The organism is Mesorhizobium sp. XAP4, assembly GCF_029269325.1.
Classification (GTDB): domain Bacteria; phylum Pseudomonadota; class Alphaproteobacteria; order Rhizobiales; family Rhizobiaceae; genus Mesorhizobium; species Mesorhizobium ciceri.
The window spans coordinates 331,124-352,343 of the sequence record NZ_JARIXW010000004.1 but is presented as its reverse complement, the minus strand read 5'-3'; the positions used below and the strand labels follow the sequence as shown (position 1 = coordinate 352,343).

21 protein-coding genes are annotated in these 21,220 nt (G+C 63.2%); 1 reads left to right on the top strand and 20 read right to left on the bottom strand.

Going from position 1 to position 21,220, the window contains the following annotated elements; translation table 11 throughout:
• Positions 1–16: 16 nt before the first annotated feature.
• From corA to rimP, 7 genes are all read right to left on the bottom strand, one after another.
• The gene (gene corA / locus P3C39_RS19290) at positions 17–1,111 is read right to left on the bottom strand and encodes a magnesium/cobalt transporter CorA (RefSeq protein WP_275954070.1); all 1,095 of its coding nucleotides are present in this window, start codon (positions 1,109–1,111) and stop codon (positions 17–19) included.
• Positions 1,112–1,155: 44 nt separating this feature from the next.
• Positions 1,156–2,151, bottom strand: a complete 996-nt coding sequence (gene truB, locus P3C39_RS19285; RefSeq protein WP_024503465.1) for a tRNA pseudouridine(55) synthase TruB — start codon at positions 2,149–2,151, stop codon at positions 1,156–1,158.
• Positions 2,151–2,591, bottom strand: a complete 441-nt coding sequence (rbfA, locus tag P3C39_RS19280; protein ID WP_013527893.1) for a 30S ribosome-binding factor RbfA — start codon at positions 2,589–2,591, stop codon at positions 2,151–2,153. Before rbfA ends, truB begins: the two co-directional genes overlap by 1 nt.
• A gap of 125 nt (positions 2,592–2,716) precedes the next feature.
• Complete coding sequence (infB, locus tag P3C39_RS19275) at positions 2,717–5,293, bottom strand: translation initiation factor IF-2 (protein WP_013527894.1); 2,577 nt, start codon at positions 5,291–5,293, stop codon at positions 2,717–2,719.
• Positions 5,290–5,940 carry an RNA-binding protein gene (locus P3C39_RS19270; protein WP_024503463.1) on the bottom strand — a complete coding sequence of 217 codons (651 nt, stop codon included), beginning with the start codon at positions 5,938–5,940 and terminating at the stop codon, positions 5,290–5,292. Before P3C39_RS19270 ends, infB begins: the two co-directional genes overlap by 4 nt.
• Positions 5,941–5,978: 38 nt before the next feature.
• Positions 5,979–7,574, bottom strand: a complete 1,596-nt coding sequence (gene nusA, locus P3C39_RS19265; RefSeq protein ID WP_013527896.1) for a transcription termination factor NusA — start codon at positions 7,572–7,574, stop codon at positions 5,979–5,981.
• A 49-nt stretch (positions 7,575–7,623) separates the two neighbouring features.
• A complete protein-coding gene (gene rimP / locus P3C39_RS19260; RefSeq protein WP_013527897.1) occupies positions 7,624–8,268 on the bottom strand; it encodes a ribosome maturation factor RimP in 645 nt (214 codons plus the stop codon).
• A 299-nt stretch (positions 8,269–8,567) separates the two neighbouring features.
• Here rimP and P3C39_RS19255 point away from each other — a divergent pair, with 299 nt between their 5' ends.
• On the top strand, positions 8,568–8,735 hold the full coding sequence (locus tag P3C39_RS19255; protein WP_013527898.1) for a hypothetical protein: 168 nt from the start codon (positions 8,568–8,570) through the stop codon (positions 8,733–8,735).
• Positions 8,736–8,801: 66 nt separating this feature from the next.
• Here the strand turns inward: P3C39_RS19255 and P3C39_RS19250 are convergent, their stop codons facing one another.
• The 13 genes from P3C39_RS19250 to P3C39_RS19190 form a co-directional block, all read right to left on the bottom strand.
• Positions 8,802–9,503 (bottom strand): tRNA (guanosine(46)-N(7))-methyltransferase TrmB, encoded by a 702-nt coding sequence (locus P3C39_RS19250; protein ID WP_275954071.1) that lies wholly within the window; start codon positions 9,501–9,503, stop codon positions 8,802–8,804.
• 22 nt (positions 9,504–9,525) lie between these two features.
• Positions 9,526–10,791, bottom strand: coding sequence for a methionine adenosyltransferase (gene metK / locus P3C39_RS19245; protein WP_024503461.1), 1,266 nt, complete (start codon positions 10,789–10,791; stop codon positions 9,526–9,528).
• Between the two features lie 169 nt (positions 10,792–10,960).
• Positions 10,961–11,380, bottom strand: a complete 420-nt coding sequence (locus P3C39_RS19240) for a helix-turn-helix domain-containing protein (RefSeq protein ID WP_013527901.1) — start codon at positions 11,378–11,380, stop codon at positions 10,961–10,963.
• Between the two features lie 141 nt (positions 11,381–11,521).
• The gene (gene lnt / locus P3C39_RS19235) at positions 11,522–13,114 is read right to left on the bottom strand and encodes an apolipoprotein N-acyltransferase (protein ID WP_027161763.1); all 1,593 of its coding nucleotides are present in this window, start codon (positions 13,112–13,114) and stop codon (positions 11,522–11,524) included.
• Between the two features lie 101 nt (positions 13,115–13,215).
• Positions 13,216–13,686: a VOC family protein gene (locus P3C39_RS19230; protein WP_127369986.1), complete on the bottom strand. Its 471-nt coding sequence runs from the start codon at positions 13,684–13,686 to the stop codon at positions 13,216–13,218.
• 16 nt (positions 13,687–13,702) lie between these two features.
• Complete coding sequence (locus P3C39_RS19225; RefSeq protein WP_027161765.1) at positions 13,703–14,833, bottom strand: hemolysin family protein; 1,131 nt, start codon at positions 14,831–14,833, stop codon at positions 13,703–13,705.
• A gap of 28 nt (positions 14,834–14,861) precedes the next feature.
• Positions 14,862–15,362, bottom strand: a complete 501-nt coding sequence (gene ybeY / locus P3C39_RS19220; RefSeq protein ID WP_032808361.1) for an rRNA maturation RNase YbeY — start codon at positions 15,360–15,362, stop codon at positions 14,862–14,864.
• An 18-nt stretch (positions 15,363–15,380) separates the two neighbouring features.
• Positions 15,381–16,373 (bottom strand): PhoH family protein, encoded by a 993-nt coding sequence (locus P3C39_RS19215; protein WP_023758127.1) that lies wholly within the window; start codon positions 16,371–16,373, stop codon positions 15,381–15,383.
• Positions 16,374–16,456: 83 nt separating this feature from the next.
• Positions 16,457–17,827, bottom strand: coding sequence for a tRNA (N6-isopentenyl adenosine(37)-C2)-methylthiotransferase MiaB (gene miaB / locus P3C39_RS19210; RefSeq protein ID WP_275954208.1), 1,371 nt, complete (start codon positions 17,825–17,827; stop codon positions 16,457–16,459).
• A 113-nt stretch (positions 17,828–17,940) separates the two neighbouring features.
• On the bottom strand, positions 17,941–18,741 hold the full coding sequence (locus tag P3C39_RS19205; protein ID WP_063169990.1) for a 1-acyl-sn-glycerol-3-phosphate acyltransferase: 801 nt from the start codon (positions 18,739–18,741) through the stop codon (positions 17,941–17,943).
• A gap of 21 nt (positions 18,742–18,762) precedes the next feature.
• A complete protein-coding gene (gene rimI / locus P3C39_RS19200; protein WP_064995721.1) occupies positions 18,763–19,257 on the bottom strand; it encodes a ribosomal protein S18-alanine N-acetyltransferase in 495 nt (164 codons plus the stop codon).
• An 83-nt stretch (positions 19,258–19,340) separates the two neighbouring features.
• Positions 19,341–20,018, bottom strand: a complete 678-nt coding sequence (gene tsaB, locus P3C39_RS19195; protein ID WP_013527910.1) for a tRNA (adenosine(37)-N6)-threonylcarbamoyltransferase complex dimerization subunit type 1 TsaB — start codon at positions 20,016–20,018, stop codon at positions 19,341–19,343.
• A gap of 95 nt (positions 20,019–20,113) precedes the next feature.
• Positions 20,114–21,220 (bottom strand): DUF1513 domain-containing protein, encoded by a 1,107-nt coding sequence (locus P3C39_RS19190; RefSeq protein ID WP_275954072.1) that lies wholly within the window; start codon positions 21,218–21,220, stop codon positions 20,114–20,116.

Below are 21,220 nucleotides of genomic sequence, written 5' to 3'. Positions count from 1 at the left end.
GGCAGGTTTATCCCTGTCAAAGCCATTTCTTCCATTTGAAGAAGGCGATCAGCCCGAACGCGACAAGCGCCATGAACAGCAGCGACAAGGGATAGCCGTAGTAGGCCTTCAGTTCCGGCATGTTCCAGGGCGAAGACTCCGGATCGAAATTCATGCCCCAGATGCCGACCAGGAAGGTGAGCGGCATGAAGATGACCGAGACGATGGTGAGATAGCTGATAACGTCGTTGGTGCGCGCCTGGCTCAGCGACAGGTGCATCTCGATCAGGCCGGTCAGCATATCGCGCTGGGTCTCGACCAGCTCGATCAGCCTGAGCGCATGGTCGAGCGTGTCGTTGAGGAAGATCTTGGTCTCGGCCTTCACATAGGGCACATCGTTGCGGATCAGCGTCGCCAGCGCATCGCGCATCGGCCACAGCACGCCTTTCAGCACGTTGGCGTCACGCCGCAATTCATGTAGCTGCCGCATCTGGTGTTTGTGCGGCGAATGCAGCATCTGGTCCTCGATGCTGTCGACCATGTCACCGGCGGCCTCGATCGGCGGAAAATAGCTGTCGACGATGGCATCAATCAGCGCATAGGCAAGATAGTCGGCGCCGCGGGCGCGCAGCCGGTTGGGCGCCGAACTTTCGATGCGCTTGCGCACCGGATCGAATGGATCGCCTTCCCGCTCCTGGAAGGTAACGACGAAGTTGCTGCCGAAGAAGACGGCGATCTGCTCATAGCGGTGCGAGGTGACATCGTCGATCATCCTGACGACGACGAAGGCATGGTCCTCGAAGAAGTCGACCTTAGGCCGCTGGCCGGTGTTGACGACGTCCTCCAGCGCCAGCGGATGCAGGCTGAAAATGCGGCCGATCTCCTCGATCAGCGGGATGTTGGCGAGGCCGGTGCAGTCGAGCCAGAGGACCGGCCATTTGTGGCAATGGGTGTTGAGGTCGTCGATGCTGGCATTTTCGATAGTCTTGAATTTTTCGGGCGAGATCAGCGTCAGACGCAGTTCCGAGCGACGCGCCGACGGGTCGGCGATCAGCGTGCCGGGCGACGCACCGACCGGCGGCCGCCGCGTTTTCGCCGGTGCCCGCGTCTTCACGGTCTCAGTCTTTGCCATATTCCCCTCGTGCGAGTCCTCGCCTCGACATTAGACGACAGGAATCAACCGGCAAAGACCCGCTTGGGCTTGAACATGCCTTGCTCAATGGCACCGATGGCGACCAGCTTGCCGCGCGCCGTGGCGCAGGCTTCTTCGGCTTCCACCGGTGCGTCGCGGCCGCGGATGATGACCGGGTTGCCGAGGCGGATCTTGGTTGCCGCGTCATCGCTGATGGCGATCTGCGGCAGGCAATCGAGGGCAGCCGATGTGTCGACCAGAAGCGCATCGATGGCGTCGAAGTCGATTGACGCTTCCACCTTGTCGGCAGCCTCTGCCTTGTCAGCGGCTTCTGTCGTGTCCGAGCTGTCGACCTCCTCCACACCGAAACGGGCGGCTTCCAGTTCGGCGATGGTGACGAAGTCTTCCGAGGTGAACGGCTCGACCTCGACCCGGCGCAATTCGGAGATGTGACCGAAGCAGCCGATGTCGCGGCCCATGTCGCGGGCCAGCGAGCGCACATAGGTGCCCTTGCCGCACTCGACCTCGAAAACAGTATGGTCGGCGCCATGCTCGACAACGTCCAGACGGCCGATCTCGATCTCTCGCGCGGGTATGTCGACCGTCGCGCCGTCGCGGGCCAGATCATAGGCGCGCTCGCCTGCGATCTTGATCGCCGAGAATTGCGGCGGCGTCTGCATGATGACGCCGGTGTATTTCGGCAGCAGGGCGAGCACTTGGGCTTCCGACGGACGCAGGTCGGATTCTTTCGTCACCGGACCTTCGAGGTCATCGGTCGAACGCTCCTGTCCCCAGGCAACGGTGAAGCGATAGATTTTGGCGCCGTCCTGCACGTAAGGCACGGTCTTGGTAGCCTCGCCAAGCGCGATCGGCAGCATGCCGGACGCCAGCGGGTCGAGCGTGCCTGCATGGCCGGCCTTTTCCGCCTGGAACAGCCATTTGATCTTGGAGACGGCTTCGGTCGAGCCCATGCCGACCGGCTTGTCCAGGATCAGCCAGCCCGAGATCGGCCGGCCCTTCTTCTTGCCGCGACGCGCCACTATTCGGTGTCCTTGTTGTCGTCTTTGTCCTGGTCTGCGTTTTCCTGGTCCTCAGGACCCAGATCGCGCGCCACTTCCGGCGATTTCAAGAGGTCGTTGATCCTGGCAAAATTGTCGAAGGAGGTGTCGAGCTTGAAGCGGAACTCCGGCATGAACTTCATCTGCCGCAGCGCGCCGGAGACACGGCCACGGACGAATTTCGCATGCTTGTTCAGCGCCTCGACCACCGCATCGGTATCCTTGGCGCCGAGCGGCGAGACGAAAGCGGTAGCGACCTTCAAATCGGGCGACATGCGCACTTCCGAGACCGACACCACGGTGTTCTCGATCAGCGGATCGATGATCTCGCCGCGCTGCAGGGTTTCGGATAGCGCATGGCGCACCTGTTCGGCGACGCGCAGCATGCGCTGGGATGGGCTGGATGCGGTTGGACGGGGCATTTTTCTCAATCCTGAAAGCGTGAGGCGCGGGATGGAACCGTGCCGCATGTCTCATATGGGCATTCTCAATAGACTTGGGGCGGCGGCCTTTCGACCACCGCCCGGTATGGACAAGTCACTCGAACTCAGAGTGTCCGGGTCACCATCTCGACGCGGAAGCACTCGATGACGTCGCCGACGCGCATGTCCTCGTAGTTCTGGAAGGCCATGCCGCACTCCTGGCCGCCGGGGACTTCCGAAACTTCGTCCTTGAAGCGCTTCAGCGTCTTCAGCGTGCCTTCGTGGATGACGACGTTGTCGCGGATCAGGCGCACGCCCGCACCACGCTCGACCTTGCCTTCGGTGACACGGCAGCCGGCGATCTTGCCGACCTTGGTGATGTCGAAGATTTCGAGGATCTGCGCATTGCCGATGAAAGTCTCGCGACGCTCCGGCGACAACAGGCCCGACAGAGCCGCCTTCACGTCATCCACAAGGTTGTAGATGATCGAGTAGTAGCGGATCTCGATGCCAGCCGCCGCAGCAGCGGCACGTGCCTGGACGTTGGCGCGGACGTTGAAGCCGATGATCGCGGCACCCGAAGTCTCGGCCAGCGACACGTCGCTTTCGGTGATGGCGCCGGCACCGGCATGGACGATGCGTGCACGAACCTCGTCGGTGCCGAGCTTATCGAGTGCGGCATTGATCGCCTCGATCGAGCCCTGCACGTCGCCCTTGATGACCAACGGGAATTCCTTCAGCCCGCTTGTCTGCAATTGCGACATCATCTGCTCGAGCGAACCGCGCTGGCCGGCATGCTTGGCGACCGCCTTCTCGCGCGCCAGACGCTGGCGGTATTCGGTGATCTCGCGGGCACGGGCCTCGTTGTTGACCACGGCGAAGCGATCGCCGGCCTGCGGGGTGCCCTGCAAGCCAAGCACTTCCACCGGCATCGCCGGCGGCGCTTCCTTGATCTGCACGCCACGATCGTTGACCAGCGCACGCACCCGGCCCCATTCATTGCCGGCAACGAGGATGTCGCCCGGCATCAGCGTGCCGGTCTGCACCAGCACGGTGGCAACGGGACCACGGCCCTTGTCGAGCTGGGCCTCGATGACGACGCCTTCGGCGGTACGGTCCGGATTGGCTTTCAGGTCCAGAATTTCGGCCTGCAGCAGGATCGCCTCAAGCAGTTTGTCGAGATTGGTGCCCTTGGTCGCCGATACTTCGACGTCCAGAACTTCACCGCCCATGGATTCGACGAAAACCTCGTGGCGCAGCAGTTCGGAGCGCACCTTCTGCGGATCGGCATCATGCTTGTCGATCTTGTTGATCGCCACGATGATCGGAACGCCGGCCGCCTTGGCATGGCTGATCGATTCGATCGTCTGCGGCATGACGCTGTCATCGGCCGCAACCACCAGGATGGCAATATCGGTCGCCTGGGCGCCACGAGCACGCATCGCCGTGAAGGCGGCGTGGCCGGGCGTGTCGATGAAGGTGATCTTGTGACCATTCTTCTCGACCTGGTAGGCGCCGATATGCTGGGTGATGCCGCCGGCTTCGCCGGAGACGACATTGGCGTTGCGGATCGCGTCGAGCAGCGAGGTCTTGCCATGATCGACGTGACCCATGATCGTCACGACCGGCGGACGCGAAACCAGGTCCTCGGCATTGTCGGCGATGTTGAACAGGCCTTCCTCGATGTCGGACTCGGCGACGCGGCGGACCGTGTGGCCGAATTCGGTGGCGACCAGCTCGGCCGTGTCGGCGTCGATAACGTCGCCCGGCTTCAGGATCTGGCCCTGCTTCATGAAGAACTTGACCAGGTCGACCGCGCGCTCGGACATGCGTTGCGCCAGTTCCTGGATGGTGATGGTCTCTGGCAGGATCACTTCGCGCATGACTTTCTCGCGCGGCTCATTGTGCATCGCGCGCTTGAATTTTTCCTGGCGACGACGCATCGACGACAGCGAACGGGCTCGCGCATCTTCGTCGGACAATGCCGAATTCAGCGTCAGCTTGCCACGGCGGCGATCTTCCTCGCTCTTGGTCGGCTTGGCCGGACGCGCCACTTCAGGCGTGACCGGACGGCGCACCGGTGCGCCGGCGCCAACCCGCTTCGGCTTGGCCACTTCCTCGTCATCGACTGTTGCCAGTTCGGCAGCCAATGGCGCGCGGCGACGCGCCTCTTCCTCAGCCCGACGGCGGGATTCGGCCTCGGTCTGCAACCGTGCTTCTTCCTCGGCCTGGCGGCGTGCGGATTCATCGCGTTCGCGCTTGCGGCGCTCTTCGTCCTCGGCGCGACGCTTGGCATCCTCGGCGGCGCGCTGGCGGTCCTCGACCTCGCGAACCTTCGAGCCCTCGAGCGCCCTGCGGCGTGCTTCCATTTCACTGCGCGACAGTTCGTTCAGCACCATGCCGCTGCGCTCGACCGGGGCCGGTGGCGGCGGGGGTGGCGGCGCCTTCGGTGCTTCCGGCACGACGACGGGTGCGGCCACGACCGCCGGCTTCGGTGTGAAGACGGGGGCGGCAACAGGCTCCGGCTTGTCGCCGGGCATCGAGAACTTGCGCTTCTTGGTTTCGACGACGACCTGCTTGGTGCGGCCGTGCGAGAAGTTCTGGCGCACAGTGCCCTGTTCCATACCGGGGCGCTTCAGCGTCAAGGTCTTCTTCGGCGTCACACTCAGCGTATTGTCGTCACCCGATTTCGTATCGCTCATTCCATATCCTCTGCGGCATCATCTTCGTCAGCAACAGCCGCAAGCATTGCCAGATCGTCCGGGGAACCGCCCCGATACCGGTCGAGCGCAACCATGCGCTTCTGGACCGCCCTGCCCGCGTCTCCCGCGAGAACGGCAGCATGTATCACATTTGTACCCCCCAATGCCAAGCTCAACTCGGCCTCGGAGAAAAGTTTGTAGGCAAGGATAGCGGGCCCACCAAGATGGACCGTCGCCCGTCGCGCCTGGCTGATCTTGCGCACGCCGTCATCGGACGCCTCGGAAGCATGCAGCACGAAAAGCGCCAATCCGCCGCGCACCGCGCTCTCGACCTTGGTAGCACCAAGCGAAATTGCGCCTGCCTTGCGGGCAAGACCAAGCATGCCCAGAGCGTGCCTGGAAAGCAGCCCGTCGACCATGCCGCCAAGATCGGGCGGCACGACCACCTGTGCCTTGAAGGCGCGGGCAAAGAGGTTCTTCGCCGCAGCCTTGTCGATATGTAGGCGGTCGGCGCTCACCCAGCAACCGCGGCCGGGCAGATTTCTCTTGATGTCGGGAACGACGGCCGAATCCGGGCCGACGACGAACCGGATCAGATCATCCGGTTCGGCTTGTTTGCGCGTAACGATGCAGGTGCGATCGTTCATCTCGTCCAAGGGCGGGTTCGGTGCGATGCGGCTTCACCTCACGCACCAACGGCTTCGTCAGCCGAGACTTCTTCGGCTGCAAGCTCGTCTTCGGTGATCCAGCCGGCCTTGAGGCGGGCGGCCAGAACCATCTGTTCGGCGTCTGCGCGGGTCACGCCATGATTGGCCAGCACGCCCGGATAGACTTTTGTCTCGCCGTCCTTGCGTTCCTTCCAGCCGGTCAGGTCGTCGGCGGCATAGCCGGCGAAATCCTCGATCGTCTTCACGCCGTCCTCGCCAAGCGTCACCATCATGGCGGTGGTGACGCCGGGGATTTCGCGCAATTCGTCCGAAACGCCGAGCGCCTTGCGCTTGTCGTCGTGCTCGGCCTCGATCTTCTCCAGATATTCGCGGGCGCGGGTCTGGATTTCGGAAGCGGTGTCCTCGTCGAAACCGTCGATAGAGGCGATCTCGCCGGAATCGACATAAGCGACTTCCTCAACGCTGGTGAAGCCTTCGGAGGCCAGCACCTGGCCGACCATCTCGTCGACGTCGAGGGCTTCCATGAACAGCGACGAACGCTCGACGAATTCCTTCTGGCGGCGTTCGGATTCTTCGGCTTCGGTCAGGATGTCGATATCCCAACCGGTCAGCTGCGAAGCCAGACGCACATTCTGGCCGCGGCGACCGATGGCCAGCGACAGCTGGTCGTCGGGAACCACGACTTCGATGCGTTCGGCATCCTCGTCGAGCACGACCTTGGCGACTTCCGCCGGCTGCAGCGCATTGACGATGAAGGACGCCGCAGAAGGCGACCACGGAATGATGTCGATCTTCTCACCCTGCAATTCGCCGACGACGGCCTGGACGCGGCTGCCGCGCATGCCGACGCAGGCGCCGACCGGATCGATCGAAGAGTCCCGCGAGATGACGGCGATCTTGGCGCGCGAACCTGGGTCGCGGGCGACCGACTTGATCTCGATGATGCCGTCATAGATTTCCGGCACTTCCATGGTGAACAGCTTGGCCATGAACTGCGGATGGGTGCGCGACAGGAAGATCTGCGGGCCGCGCTGCTCGCGGCGCACATCGTAGACATAGGCGCGGACGCGGTCGCCATATTTGTAGTTCTCGCGCGGGATCAGCTCATCGCGACGGATGATCGCTTCGCCGCGGCCGAGATCGACGATGACATTGCCGTATTCGACGCGCTTGACGGTACCGTTGACGATCTCGCCGATGCGGTCCTTGTACTCGTCATACTGGCGGTCGCGTTCGGCCTCGCGGACCTTCTGGACGATGACCTGCTTGGCCGACTGGGCGGCGATGCGGCCGAAATCCATGGGCGGCAGCTGTTCGGCGATGAAGTCGCCGAGCTGGGCGTCGGGATTGCGCTCGCGAGCCGAGGAAATGGCGATCTGCGTGGCGTAGTCATCGACCTTCTCGACCACTTCCATCAGCCGCTGCAGTTTCATCTCACCGGTGTTCGGGTTGATGTCGGCGCGGATGTTGGTCTCCTGACCGTAACGCGAGCGCGCCGCCTTCTGGATCGCATCGGCCATGGCGGCGATGACGATCGACTTGTCGATCGACTTTTCACGCGCGACCGCGTCGGCGATCTGCAGCAATTCAAGTCTGTTGGCGCTTACAACCATCGTTTTTCTCCCGAGCTTGTTTGCCGGACCTTTGCGCCCGGCAGCTCAATCATAGTTCCTGTTCGTGTTCTTCCGTGGCGTCCGCTTCCGCACCCGACTCGTCGTCGTCCGGTTCGCCACGGCGCTTCTTGGCTTCCTTGCGCGCCCTGTTGTCCTTCGACAGGGCATCGCGGATGAGATCGTCGGTCAGGATCAGGCGCACATCGGCAATCGCGTCATAGGGGACGCGCACCGTCGGCTCCTCGCCATAGGCTGCCTTGTCGCGCTCGATCAGCACATCGTCTTCGCCGGCTTCGGCGATCTTGCCCTTGAAGCGCTTGCGGTCGGCGACGACGATCGATGTTTCCATTTTCACCAGATGACCCGTCCAGGTCGTGAAATCCGATTTGCGGACCAGCGGCCGGTCGATGCCGGGCGACGAGACTTCAAGATGGTAGGCCTTTTCGATCGGATCATCGACATCGAGCGCCGGCGACACCGCGCGGCTGACCTCTTCGCAATCCTCGACGGTCATGGTGCCGTCCTCGCGTTCGGCCATGATCTGCAGCGTCAGCCCGTTCTGGCCCGACAGATGCACCCGCACGAGGCGGAAGCCGATGCCGCGCAGAACCGGCTGGACGATCAGCGCGATGCGCGCATCGATGCCGCTTTCGCGGATGATGCGATCGTCGCCCTCGCTTGCCGTTGCAGTCATTGAAGCCCTGTCGTTCTCTACCAAGTTATCGGCAGGTAATAAAAAAGAGCGGGACCGGGTGGACCCACTCTTCGTCATACCGACCAAGAATTTGAGGCTGATATAGACGATCGCGGCCTGTGTTTCAAGCCCGCTATGCTGGTCGGGCAACGCTGCCATCGAGGTGGCCCCCGCCAGCGTTGCATGGAGCGCATGGCGCCCATGCGGCGGCCCCCATGGGATTGGCGCTGAAACGCACCTACTTACGCTGCGCTGCACAAAGGTGGCCGTGCGCCACACGTGCGCGAAAGGACATGATCATGAGCAATCGCAAGATATTTTCTGCAATAGGCGACTTCTTCACCGTATTCGGCAGCGCCGTGGCCGCTTCACGGGCCGTGGAAGCCGGTCGCAGGCCGCGCGCCGACGACCTGCGCAACCTCGGCGTCGAGCCTGCCGCCTTCGATCGCATCGGCCGCCGCTTCTAGCTTTGACGCAATTCCGGACGGAAAACCGTTTCACACTTTTTCTGGAATTGCTCTAAGACAGCGAGCCTATTTCCGAATGAAGGTAAGATAGGCCGGCCGCCGGCCTTCACGAATGGCCTTGGCCTCGTAACGGGTGCCCGGCCAACCATCATAGGGCCGGTGCCAGTCCGCCGCCTCGCAAGCCTGCCATGCGAACGCGCCATGCGCGCGGCAATGCAGCAAGGTCCAGTTGACATAGGTGTCGATGTCGGAGGCGAAGCGGAATTTTGAACCAGGCTTCAGCACGCGCGCGAACCGCTCGAGATTGACCGGGCTTACGAAACGTCGCTTCCAGTGTTTCTTCTTCGGCCAGGGGTCGGGATAGAGCAGATCGATGCCGCCGAGCGAGGCCTGCGGCAGCCAGTCGAGCAGCCTTGTGGCGTCGTCGTCATAAACCCGCAGATTGGCGAGCGGTTTCTCGCGCACCGCCATCATCATCTTGGCCATGCCGTTGACGAAGGGCTCGACGCCGATAAAGCCGATCGAAGGCGCCTCGGTCGCGCGGTGCAGGAGATGTTCGCCACCGCCGAAGCCAATCTCCAGGCGAACCGCGCTGACATCGGCTTGAAACAGAGTTTGCAGACCGGCCGGCGGCTCGGCCGCCAGGTCGAGCCGATATGCACCGAAGCCGCTTTCCAGCGCGGCCGCCTGTTGCGGACGCATGGTCTTGCCGCGCCGGCGACCGAAAAAGGCTTCGGTCGCGCGGCTTGGTCTGTCCTTCGGATCCATGGCGGGACTTCCGGCGCCGCTGTCAGGCGGCGACCGCGTCCTTGAGCGCCTTGGCGAGATCGGTCTTTTCCCAGGAGAAAGACCCATCACGGCCGGCCTTGCGGCCGAAATGGCCGTAGGACGACGTCTTGGCGTAGATCGGTTTGTTGAGATCGAGGTGACGGCGGATGCCCGACGGCGACAGATCCATCACCGTGCGCAGCGCGTCCTCGAGCTTTGCCTCGTCGACCTTGCCGGTACCGTGCAAGTCGACATAGACCGACAGCGGCTGGGCGACGCCGATGGCGTAGGAAAGCTGGATGGTGCAGCGGTCGGCGAGTTTCGCCGCCACCACGTTCTTGGCCAGGTAGCGCGCCGCATAGGCTGCCGAACGATCCACCTTGGTGGTGTCCTTGCCGGAGAAGGCGCCGCCGCCATGGGGTGCGGCACCACCGTAGGTGTCGACGATGATCTTGCGGCCGGTCAGGCCGGCGTCGCCGTCCGGCCCGCCGATGACGAACTTGCCGGTCGGATTGATGTACCACATGCAATCGTCGGCGATCTTGAGGTCGCCCAGCGCCTCGCGGATATAGGGTTCGACGACCTTGCGGACCTTCTTTGAATCCCAGCTCGCATCGAGATGCTGCGTGGACAGCACGATCTGCGTCGCCTCGGCGGCCTTGCCGTCGACATAGCGAACGGTGACCTGGCTCTTGGCATCCGGCCCGAGCCTGCCGGCTTCACCGCTGCCTTCGTGGCGGGCAGCAGCCAGCAGTTCGAGGATCTTGTGGCTGTAGTAGATCGGCGCCGGCATCAAATCCGGCGTCTCGCGGCAGGCATAACCGAACATGATGCCCTGGTCGCCGGCACCCTCTTCGCCCTGACGGTCGGCAGCGTTGTCGACGCCCTGGCCGATGTCAGGCGACTGGCCGTGCAGCAGAACCTCGATCTTCGCCGTTTTCCAGTGGAAGCCGGCCTGCTCGTAGCCGATTTCGCGGATCGCCTTGCGGGCGACCGATTTGAACTTGGCCGGATTGACGACCGGATGGCCGGCGGCATCCTTGAGGATGTTGCCTGCCTTGTCCTTCTTCAGCAGCGTTTCCGGGACGCGCACTTCGCCGGCGATGACGACACGGTTGGTGGTGGCCAGCGTCTCGCAGGCGACACGGACTTTCCACGGGTCCATGCCGGTCTTCTTGGCTTCGCGATAGACCAGATCGACGATCTCGTCGGAAATCCGGTCACAGACTTTGTCGGGATGGCCCTCGGCAACGGATTCCGAGGTAAAGAAGTAGTTCTGCCGCGTCACGGGTGTCCCCTCTTGAAAAACGATCGGCAGGCTGCCGATTTTGGCGCGCCACGTGTTAGCGGGGCGAAGCGCCGCTCGTCAAGCGGTGCTTCGGCTCTGGCATGAATGTCGATGCCGTTATCTTGTGCCACCGGCGGCGGGGCGCCGCCGGTCCTGGCGTGATTGAGGATCAGTCGGGATCGTCGGCGGAGAGGGACTTGACCAGGTCTATGATCCTGCGGCGCACCTTGGCGTCGGCGATCTTGACAAAGGCCCGGTTGAGCTGAAGGCCTTCAGGGCTGCCGCAGAATTCGACAGCGAAAGCCATCGAAGCGTCCTCGGCAAATCCACGGCCCGCCACAGGCTCCTGGCCGGGCGCATCCTCAAAAAAGAAAGCGACAGGCACGCCGAGTATGGACGCGATCGCCTGCAGACGGCTGGCGCCGACGCGGTTGGTGCCCTTTTCATATTTCTGAATCTGTTGAAATGTGATGCCGAGGTTTTCTCCCAGCTTTTCCTGGCTCATTCCAAGCATGTTGCGGCGAAGCCGAATGCGACTGCCAACATGGATGTCGATCGGATTCGGTTTCTTCTTGTTATCTTCTGTCATTTTTTCCTCGCCGAATTTTTTCGGCTTTCTCTATTTTTTTCCTGCCCAAACAAAGCCGGAGGCAACTGCCCCAACAGAACGATCCACCGGCTTCGAGAAATTTTCAGGCACTTACAGTATGAGTTTCTAATGTGTTGGCTGTCAATTCACCCGTAGCCTTTGCCTTACGTTCAACAGCGCTGCCCCAACGGCAAACAGCAACATGATCAGCATTCCGTTAATGCGCCGTTGGCCGGGAGATATGAGCGCCTGTCCGGAAGTCGGTATGTGGGCATCGATGGCGCCGCGCGCGTCGATAGCAAGCGCATCGACGATGCGCCCGCGCGGATCGACGACGGCCGAGATGCCGTTGTTGGCGGCACGCACCAATGGCAATCCATTTTCCACCGCACGGATCTGGGCCTGCCTGAAATGCTGATACGGACCCGGCGTGTCGCCGAACCACGCATCATTGGTAACGTTCACAATAAGCTGCGCTGACGCAGCGTCAACTGCCACAAGATCGGGAAAGATCACCTCATAACAGATAAATGGCAGCGCACGGATGCCGTCGGGCAGCGTAATGGCGTGCCGCTCATTGCCGGCCGCGAAACTCATCGGCCCGGCAACCAGTTGCTCGATGCCGAAACGCTGGAGCAGATCGGCGAAAGGCAGGTATTCGCCGAACGGCACCAGGTGAACCTTGTCGACGGCGTCGGTGATTTCACCCTTGTCGTCGATCGCCACCACGGAGTTGTAGTAGCGGCTGTCGGCATTTGCGGCCGAGCCGCCTTCCTCGCGGACGACGCCGGCAATCAGCATCTGGCCGGGTCCGAGCATATCCCCCAGCGCCGTCAATGCGTCCGGACGCTCGGTGAAGAGGAACGGCACCGAGGTTTCGGGCCACAGGATCAGTTGCGGCTTTTGATGGCCTGGATCCGGCGCCTTGCCCGAGAGCCCCATCAGGACCGCGAAGATGCGGTCGCGCACCGAGGCATCCCATTTTTCCGACAGGTCCACGGCCGGCTGGACAATGCGGACATCCAGGCTGCGTGAAGCTGGCGATTCGGGAGCGGCAAGCCTGATATAGCCGAAGCCGACATGGGCAGCGACGAGCACGACAAACAGTGCCGCGCCGAGGCGCAGGTGCCGACGTGCCGCCAGCAGTGCCGGCAGTGCGAAGACGAACACCGCGAGCGCGTTCATGCCGATCATGCCCGTCACCGAGACGCTCTGCATCAGCAGCGGCACGGGCATGGCCGCGTAGCCGACGGCATTCCAGGGAAAACCGGTGAACAGGAAATCGCGCAGCCATTCCGCCAGGCCGAAGCCGAAGGCAAGGGCGGCGATGCGGCCAATGTCGTTGCTCCACAGCAGCCGGGCAACGATTGCCGCAAAGCCATAGAAAAAGGCGAGCATGAAAGGAATGCCGACCACCGCGAAGGGAAGCGCCCAGGCAAAGCTGTCGGCCTCGACCAGCAGCGCCGAGCCGATCCACCAGAGGCCGGCGAGGAAATAGCCGAAACCGAACCACCAACCGACGGCGAAAGCCGGCCGCAGACGCCGGAACAGACTGCCTGAAGCTTCGCCGGTGGCGCCGTCGAGCAGCCAGACCAGCAGCGGGAACGAGACGAAACAGGCGGCGAAGAAGTCGTAAGGCGCCTGCCCAAGCACCGCGAGGGCGCCGGCGAGAAACGCCACGAGCGCACGCCGCCAACCCCAAAGCAGAATTATCCGGCCGGTGAGGCGCTCCATGCATACTTCCGAGTCGCGAATCAGGACACAAGATTTAACAGGCTGCGCTCCGCGCTCCAAACGGCGGATGGGCTGGCTGAGATGCACAGCTCCGGCCCTGCCTACCGGTGCCAACCCTCGATTTGAACGCCCCCCAGCCGCTCGGCCTCCTCGCGCGGAACCGAACGGATGGTCTGCGTGAACGTCCAGACATGGCCCTCGGGGTCGCGTGCACGATACTGGCGCTCACCGTAGAACTGATCCGCCGGCTCCTGGATTATATCAGCGTCGAGGGCTCGCGCTTGCTCGCAATGCGCATCCAGGCCACCCTTCAGCCTGACATAGATCGACTGCGTGTTCTTGCCCGAGATCGAAGCCGGGCTGGCGACGTAATCGCTCCATTCGGAATCGACGATGATGTAGCTGTCGCCGAACCGCATCTCTGCATGGATGAGCTTTCCCTCGGCATCGCTGACCACCATGCTGCGCTCGAAGCCGAAAGCCGCCTCGAGCCAGTCCAGCGCGGCATGCGGATCCTTGTAGAAAACACCAGAGCCCAGACTTGGATGCTTGAACGGGTCGTCGATAGTCATCGTGCGAGCGAAACGCTCACGCCTGTTCGGTGCGCGCCGTGGCACGCCGGCGACGCTCACCCTTCTGGCTCTGCACGATGCGCACGCGCTTGACGCGGCGCGGATCAGCGTCGAGGACGTGAAATTCAAAACCGGGTATGGCCTGCACCACCTCGCCGCGGGCCGGAACACGGCCAAGCGTGTTGAAAATCATGCCGCCGATGGTGTCGACATATTCGCCATGTTCACCGGCGGCGAAATCCCCGCCGATCATCTTGGCGACGTCGTCGATCTCGGCCTTGCCATCGACGATGAACACGCCGTCGCCGCTCTGGGTGATCATCGGCTCGTCGTCGTCATGCTCGTCCTCGATGTCGCCGACCACCATCTCGACGATGTCTTCCAGCGAGGCAAGGCCGTCGGTGCCGCCATATTCATCGATGACCAGCGCCATTTGCGTGCGCGTCGTCTGCATGCGAGCCATCAGGTCGGAGGCGAGCATCGACGGCGGCACGAACAGCACCGGGCGGATCAGATTGAGGTCGCCAATGGTGCGTGCGAGATCGACCTGGGCGAGATCGAGAACCGTGGCGACGGGTGTTTTCCTGGTCGAGCGGCCCTTCTTGACGCGCGCGATCTTGGTGATGTGGGCCAGCACATCACGGATATGGACCATGCCGCGCGGATCATCGAGGGTCTCTGAATAGACCGGCATGCGGGAATGGCCGGATTGCTCAAAGGTGCCCAGCAGATCGCCGAGCGTCGTCGTGATTTCGACCCCTTGAATGTCGGCGCGCGGCACCATGACGTCCTCGACGCGCACTTCGCGCAGCCGCAGGATGTTGTTGAGCATGGCGCGTTCGCCGGGCGAGAAGGCGCCGGCATCGCTCGTTGTCTCGGCAAGCGCGCCGGCGATTTCCTCCCGCAGGCTGGTTCCGTTGCGTTGCCTGAACAGGCCAAGAACGCGGTCGAACAGGGAGGGACCGGCAGGCGATGTCTCGCTGGCAGCGCTGCCGATGCTGGCAGCACCAGAGGTGCCGGCAGCAGCAGAGGTACTGCTAGCACCAGAGGCAACGGTACTCGGACTTGATCCCTCTTCCGACGTATCGGAAGCCTTGGTTGCACTGCCGGCGTCGGGGCGGGCGGCAGTCTCTGGTTTGTCGTTCATCGTCGTCCGGTCAATTGGTCAGATGTAGTTACGCGTAGGGGTCGGGAATGGCAAGCCTTGCAAGCGCCGCGCGTTCGACGGCTTCCATCGCCTCGGCCTCGGCCTCGGTCTCGTGATCGTAGCCCAGCAGATGCAGCAGGCCGTGGATGACGAGATGGGTGATATGGTTCTCGACAGGCTTGTCTTCCAGTACCGCTTCATGGGCGACCGTTTCGGCGGCCAGCACGATGTCGCCCAGCATCGGCGGCAACGGACCGCCCTGCGCAAACGGAAAAGCCGGGAAAGACAAGACGTTGGTCGGTTTGTCCTTGCCGCGCCAGCCGGCGTTGAGAACCTGGATATGGGCGTCGTCGGAAAAAACGAGACTGAGTTCGGAACGGCCCGCCACGCCGATTTCGGCAAAAGCCGCCTTAACGGCCCGATCGACCAGCCGCGTCAGGCTTGCCTCGTCGGGCCAGTTGCCCGCCTCAACCGCTATGTCGATGTCGACGGGAATATTCCCGTCGCCGGATATTATGTCCTCAGGCATGAAGCCGCATCGCCAACATCAATTCTCGGCGCCGAGGCCACGCGCCAGCTTGGCGTCCCGGTCGTAGGCCCTGACGATTTCCGCCACCAGCGGATGGCGAACCACGTCGCCGTCGTTGAAGCGCACGGTGACCGCGCCCGCCACGCCGTCCAGCACCCGCAAGGCTTCGACCAGACCCGATTTGGTGTTCGAGGGAAGGTCGATCTGGGTCGGATCGCCGGTGACGATCATGCGCGAGTTTTCGCCCAGACGCGTCAGGAACATCTTCATCTGCATCGGCGTGGTGTTCTGCGCCTCGTCGAGGATGACGGCGGCATGCGCCAGCGTGCGGCCGCGCATGAAGGCAAGCGGCGCGATTTCGATCACTTCGGCGGCAATGGCGCGCTCGACCTTGTCGGCCGGCATCATGTCGTAGAGCGCGTCATAGAGCGGCCGCAGATAGGGATCGACCTTCTCCTTCATGTCGCCGGGCAGGAAGCCCAGCCGCTCGCCGGCCTCGACCGCCGGCCGCGAGAGAATGATGCGCTCGACCATACCGCGCTCGAGCAGCATCGCCGCGTGCGCCACCGCCAGGTAGGTCTTGCCGGTGCCGGCCGGGCCGATGCCGAACACCAGTTCCGACCGTTCCAGCGCCCGCATATAGGCGTCCTGGTTGAGCGAACGGGCATAGATCGTCTTCTTGCGGGTGGCGATCTGGGCGGCGGAGACCTTGCCCTTGCGTTCCAGCGTTGGCAGGGTCAACTGATCGTCGGCGGCAATCGCCATGCGCACGGCGCCGTCAACGTCGGACTGGCCGATATCGACGCCTTTCTGGAGAATGCCGTAAAGATTGTCCAGGGCGCGGCGCGCCTGCTCGGCGGCAGAAGCGGACCCTTTGATGGTCAGCTGGTTGCCGCGTGAGCGGATGTCGACGCCAAGCTTCTGCTCGAGCCGGGCGAGGTTTTCGTCGAACTGACCATAAAGGGCGCTGGCAAGCTTGTTGTTGTCGAAAGTCAGAACGATGTGCGCCATGTCAGAAGCCCCAGATGCCGGTACCGGGGGCAGGTTCTTCAGCTCTGCTGCGCTCAACCGTCTCTCCTCATCTGCCGAGACCCTCAGGCCAATTCGGCGAACAGGCTGTTGTAGCCCGTCTTCGTGATTCGCACCTGGATAATGTCACCGATTTCGCCGGCCTTTTCATCAACAATAACCGGCTGCAGCCAAGGTGAGCGGCCTACCTTCTGGCCGGCCTGACGGCCGGGCTTCTCGATCAGCGTGTCGATGGTGCTGCCGATGAGGCTCAAGCCGAAGTCCTGCTGCTGCTTCACAAGCAGAGCCTGCAGCCGCTGCAGGCGCTCGTCCTTGACCGTTTCCGGCACATGATCGGCCATTTCGGCGCCTGGCGTGCCGGGGCGCGGCGAATATTTGAAGGAGAAGGCCGAGGCGTAATTCACCTGACGCACCAGCTCCATGGTCGCCTCGAAATCCGCTTCTGTCTCGCCGGGGAAGCCGACGATGAAGTCGCCGGAAAGCGCGATGTCAGGCCGGGCAGTGCGGATACGGTCGAGCAGCGCCAGATAATCCCTCGCCGTGTGCCGGCGATTCATCGCCTTGAGGATGCGGTCGGAGCCTGATTGCACCGGCAGATGCAGATAGGGCATCAACGACGGCAGATCGCGATGGGCCGCTATCAGCTCGTCATCCATGTCGCGCGGGTGGCTGGTGGTATAGCGCAGACGCGCCAGCCCGGGGATTTCGGCCAGCCTGAACAGCAGGCGGCCAAGGCCCCACTCGTGGCCGTTCTCGCCCTGGCCATGCCAAGCATTGACGTTCTGGCCAAGCAGCGTCACTTCGCGCACCCCGGCTTCAGCCAGGCGCTCAGCCTCCGCGACAATCTGCGCCACCGGCCGGGAAACTTCGGAGCCTCTGGTATAGGGCACGACGCAGAAGGTGCAGAACTTGTCGCAGCCTTCCTGCACGGTGAGGAAGGCGGTGACGCCGCGCTTGATGACCTCGGCGCGCTTGGGCTGCGGCAGATGCTCGAACTTGTCCTCGATGGCGTAGTCGGTCTCGACGATCTTTTCGCCGCCGCGCACCCGCGCCAGCACGTCGGGGAGCCGGTGATAGGTCTGCGGGCCGATGACCAGGTCGACGGCCGGCGAACGGCGGATGATCTCGGCGCCTTCGGCCTGCGCCACGCAGCCGGCGACGCCGACCAGCATCTCGCGGCCGGCCAGGGCACGCTCGGCTTTCATGTCGCGGATACGGCCGAGCTCGGAATAGACCTTTTCGGCCGCCTTCTCCCTGATATGACAGGTGTTCAGCAGCACCAGGTCCGCCTCGCCAATGGCATCGGTCGCGGAATAGCCGTCGGCAGCCAGCGCATCGGCCATACGCTGCGAATCATAGACGTTCATCTGGCAGCCATAGGTCTTGATGAAGACTTTTTTCGCTGCCGTGGAAAGCACTGCCGGCTGTCCAGCCATAGTGCCGATGTCGTCGCTTTCTACCGTGTTCAAGTCCATAAGGCGGCTTCTAACGCCTTTCCGTGACAAAAAACAGACGATTCTCAGCCCGCGCCAGCAAGGGCATGCCGGGGCTAGCGGCTCGGCCGCGGGTCGGCAAGCGCCGCCTGCATCATCTCACGCACCTGGCTTTCCATCAGTTTCGACGTCTCCTTGCGGTTCGAACCCTTGGAAAAGGCGATTGCCTCGCCGAAATGCACCTCGACGTCGAGCGCGCCCTCCGCCAGCAATACCTTGAGATGCGGCATCAAATCCTCATCGCCGATCCAGGCGGCAAGCGGGCGATGCCGGCGGCCGAGCGGCACGCCGTGCAGACGCGTATAGGCGATCGCCACCGGCTGGATGAACACCTGTTCCGCCGCGCCTTCCGAAATCGCCATCGAGGCGGCGCCGAACAGCGTGCTCTTGAACGGCAGGACCATATTGCCGTCGCCGGTCGAGCCCTCGGCAAACAGCACCATCGCATCGCCCTTGGCCATGCGGCTGGCAATCTCGCTTGCCTGGTCGCCCGACGAACGCTTGCGCTCGCGCTCGATGAACACGGTACGCTGCAGCTTCGACAGCATGCCGATCAGCGGCCAGCCTTCCATATCAGCCCTGGCGATGAATTTTACGTCGGCAAAAGAGCCGAGCACCATGATGTCGGTCCAGGAGATGTGATTGGACGCAACCAGCAGCGGGCGCTTGTCGGACAGTGTCCCCTTGACATGGATGCGCATGCCGAGCGCCCTGATGATCAGCCTGTGCCAGATCTTGAGGATGAAGGTTTCCGGCCACCAGCCGGTCTTCATCGACAGTATCTGTAACGGCACGAGGACCAGCGAACCGGCGACAACGAGGCCCAGTGCCAGGAAAATCCTGATTTTCTTGATCATCGCCCCATCCCGGCCGTCTCGCTAGCGAAGATCGCGGCGCATGACAAGCGCGCCGGTCGGTCCGTGTTCGGCCGACCTGTAGTAATTCGGCCGCTTGCCGACCTCGCGGAAGCCCAGCCGGCGATAAAGCGCGATCGCCGCGACATTGGTCTCGTCGACCTCGAGGAACAGCGCTTCGGCGCGCTGCGCGTGCAGTTCGCGCAACACCGCGTCCATCAATTGCCAGCCCAGCCCCTGCCGGCGATGCGATCGCGCCACCGCGACGGTCAGGATCTCGCCCTCGCCTGCCGCAAGCCGCGCCAGCACGAAGCCGACGGGCGGCTTGGAGCCCTGTCCGGTTTCGCGCGCGGCATAGCCGAACACAGTGCCCTGTTCGAGCAGGGCGGCAAATTCGCCATCGGTCCAGGGGCGGACAAAGTCCTCGCGGTGCAGCAGCGAGACCGCCGGACTGTCGGCGATCCTCAGCGGCTCGAGCGCATAGTCCCGGCGGCGTGGTTGGAGAAAAGGTATGCGCATCTAATTTTTGTTTTCTTGTTTGACCATGATCTCTGGACAAACGGGAACCGTTGTCCGTGAAAACCGGCTTCCACTTTTCGGGATCATGGTCTGATCCTTGAAAGAATGAACCCGGCCTGCGGCTTGGCGTCGGCGCCGCGCAGGTAGAGTGGTTTCGGCCGTTCGCCCGCGCCCTTGGCGGCAGCCAGGCGGGCGTAGGTGACAATGTCGGCGGTGGCCGTCCGAGGGCCGACATCGAATTCGCGCCCGGCCGATGCACTGATGAGCGCTGCAGCGGTGCCGGCAAGCACCGGAGACGTTGCCATCGCCATTGCCACCACGTCGGCCAGCGTGGCCACGGCCGGACCGTAAGTCAAGACTAACCTTTCGTCGTAAAAAGCCGCGTGGATCTCCTCACGGCCGGCATCCAGCGCCGCCAGCACGGCGCGACCGGGAAATGCCGTCGCTGCTTCGGCAGCCAGCGCCTCCAGTGTCGTCACTCCGATTGCCGGTATCTTCAGCGCCAGCGCCAGGCCACGCGCGGTCGAGACGCCGACCCGCAGACCGGTGAAGGAACCGGGGCCGACAGACACGGCAATGGCGCCAAGACCTGCATAGTCGGTTGCGCCTGCCTCCAGCGCTTCGGCGATGACCGCCATCAGCTGCTCGGCATGGCCCTTGCCGAGATCGAGCACCGAGCGGCCGAGCTCCCGCTTCGCCGTCGCGTCATAGACGCTAGCGGCGCAGAGGTTGGCGGCACAGTCGATGGCAAGCAATTTCATGAAGCAACCGGTTCGAAAGACAATTCCCTGTGCCCGCCACGGCCCGCCACCGCAAGGGGATAGTGCATAATTCGTTAAGCGGCTTCGCTTGTGGCCTATGCGGCCTGCTCGATGCGCAGCATGTGGTTGTCCCAGACATAGTCCGGTTCGGAGCGTGTCGCACCACTGCCCTCAACGATCTCGCCAGCGCCGGTGGTGGCCATGAAGCCGGTTCCATCGGGAGCCACGCCGCAGACCTCGACCAGCGCGCTGTTCGCGACGACCCGTCCGCTGGCCGCATCGAGCACGACAAGCGAGTTGCCTTCCGGCGAGGAGACCGCGACCGTGCCGGCAGCCGGATTGGCGGCGACCGAGCCTATGTAGTTGCGGAAGCCGGACAAAACGTCCTGCGGCATGTCGAGCAGTTGCAATTCCTTGCCGCGCACCGCGCGGCCGACCAGCAGCGGACGATCGGTGCCCGGGCCCCTGTACTGGCAGCCGAACCAGACCGTGCCGGATGGATCGGTGTCCATGTGGCGGATCGACAGCTGATGCAGTGCGGCCGGCAATTCGTGCTTCTCGATGAGGTCGCCGGTGACGCGGTCTATCAGCACGTAGGACGGCTTCATGGTCGCAATGTTGAGCTCGGCGCGGCCGTAATCCGGATGGGTCTCGATGCCGCCATTTGCTACCGCAATCGTCCTGCCATCGCCCAGGAGCAGAAGCTCGTGCGGACCCATTCCATAGGTCGGGAACTCGCCGACACGGCTGAATTTCGCCCGCGCATCGTAGACGCCGACGACGCCGGCGGCGTTGTCGAAGTCGTTTTCGGTGGCATAGAGCAGCGCACCGTCGGCCGAGAACACGCCGTGGCCGAAGAAATGCCGGCCGGCGATGCTGGCGATGGTCAGCGGCGCATCACGGCCCGAATGGTCGAAAACCACGGCGAAGGTGCCGGGCTGGCGCGCGAAGACCACCGAGCGTTTCGATATGGGATCGAAGGTGACATCGTGGCCGCGATCGGGCAGATCGATCGCATGCAGGACTTTGCCGGTCTCGGACAGGACGGCAGCGCCAAAGCTGCCGTCGCGTTTGACGAAAGCGGTGGCGAAGACGGCGTCGGCCGCAAGCGTCGTTGCCCAGGCCGATGGCGCCATCGCGGCCATGAAGCCAACGCCTGCAGCTCTCAGGAAATCGCGGCGATCTATCAGCGGGGTTTTCAA

What these genes read in the sequence shown, in the direction of transcription:
- corA (WP_275954070.1), bottom strand. Translation starts at nt 1,111, where the DNA reads ATGGCAAAGACTGAGACCGTGAAGACGCGGGCACCGGCGAAAACGCGG.
- rbfA (WP_013527893.1), bottom strand. Translation starts at nt 2,591, where the DNA reads ATGCCCCGTCCAACCGCATCCAGCCCATCCCAGCGCATGCTGCGCGTC.
- infB (WP_013527894.1), bottom strand. Translation starts at nt 5,293, where the DNA reads ATGAGCGATACGAAATCGGGTGACGACAATACGCTGAGTGTGACGCCG.
- P3C39_RS19270 (WP_024503463.1), bottom strand. Translation starts at nt 5,940, where the DNA reads ATGAACGATCGCACCTGCATCGTTACGCGCAAACAAGCCGAACCGGAT.
- nusA (WP_013527896.1), bottom strand. Translation starts at nt 7,574, where the DNA reads ATGGTTGTAAGCGCCAACAGACTTGAATTGCTGCAGATCGCCGACGCG.
- rimP (WP_013527897.1), bottom strand. Translation starts at nt 8,268, where the DNA reads ATGACTGCAACGGCAAGCGAGGGCGACGATCGCATCATCCGCGAAAGC.
- P3C39_RS19255 (WP_013527898.1), top strand. Translation starts at nt 8,568, where the DNA reads ATGAGCAATCGCAAGATATTTTCTGCAATAGGCGACTTCTTCACCGTA.
- P3C39_RS19250 (WP_275954071.1), bottom strand. Translation starts at nt 9,503, where the DNA reads ATGGATCCGAAGGACAGACCAAGCCGCGCGACCGAAGCCTTTTTCGGT.
- P3C39_RS19240 (WP_013527901.1), bottom strand. Translation starts at nt 11,380, where the DNA reads ATGACAGAAGATAACAAGAAGAAACCGAATCCGATCGACATCCATGTT.
- lnt (WP_027161763.1), bottom strand. Translation starts at nt 13,114, where the DNA reads ATGGAGCGCCTCACCGGCCGGATAATTCTGCTTTGGGGTTGGCGGCGT.
- P3C39_RS19230 (WP_127369986.1), bottom strand. Translation starts at nt 13,686, where the DNA reads ATGACTATCGACGACCCGTTCAAGCATCCAAGTCTGGGCTCTGGTGTT.
- P3C39_RS19225 (WP_027161765.1), bottom strand. Translation starts at nt 14,833, where the DNA reads ATGAACGACAAACCAGAGACTGCCGCCCGCCCCGACGCCGGCAGTGCA.
- ybeY (WP_032808361.1), bottom strand. Translation starts at nt 15,362, where the DNA reads ATGCCTGAGGACATAATATCCGGCGACGGGAATATTCCCGTCGACATC.
- P3C39_RS19215 (WP_023758127.1), bottom strand. Translation starts at nt 16,373, where the DNA reads ATGGCGCACATCGTTCTGACTTTCGACAACAACAAGCTTGCCAGCGCC.
- miaB (WP_275954208.1), bottom strand. Translation starts at nt 17,827, where the DNA reads ATGGCTGGACAGCCGGCAGTGCTTTCCACGGCAGCGAAAAAAGTCTTC.
- P3C39_RS19205 (WP_063169990.1), bottom strand. Translation starts at nt 18,741, where the DNA reads ATGATCAAGAAAATCAGGATTTTCCTGGCACTGGGCCTCGTTGTCGCC.
- rimI (WP_064995721.1), bottom strand. Translation starts at nt 19,257, where the DNA reads ATGCGCATACCTTTTCTCCAACCACGCCGCCGGGACTATGCGCTCGAG.
- tsaB (WP_013527910.1), bottom strand. Translation starts at nt 20,018, where the DNA reads ATGAAATTGCTTGCCATCGACTGTGCCGCCAACCTCTGCGCCGCTAGC.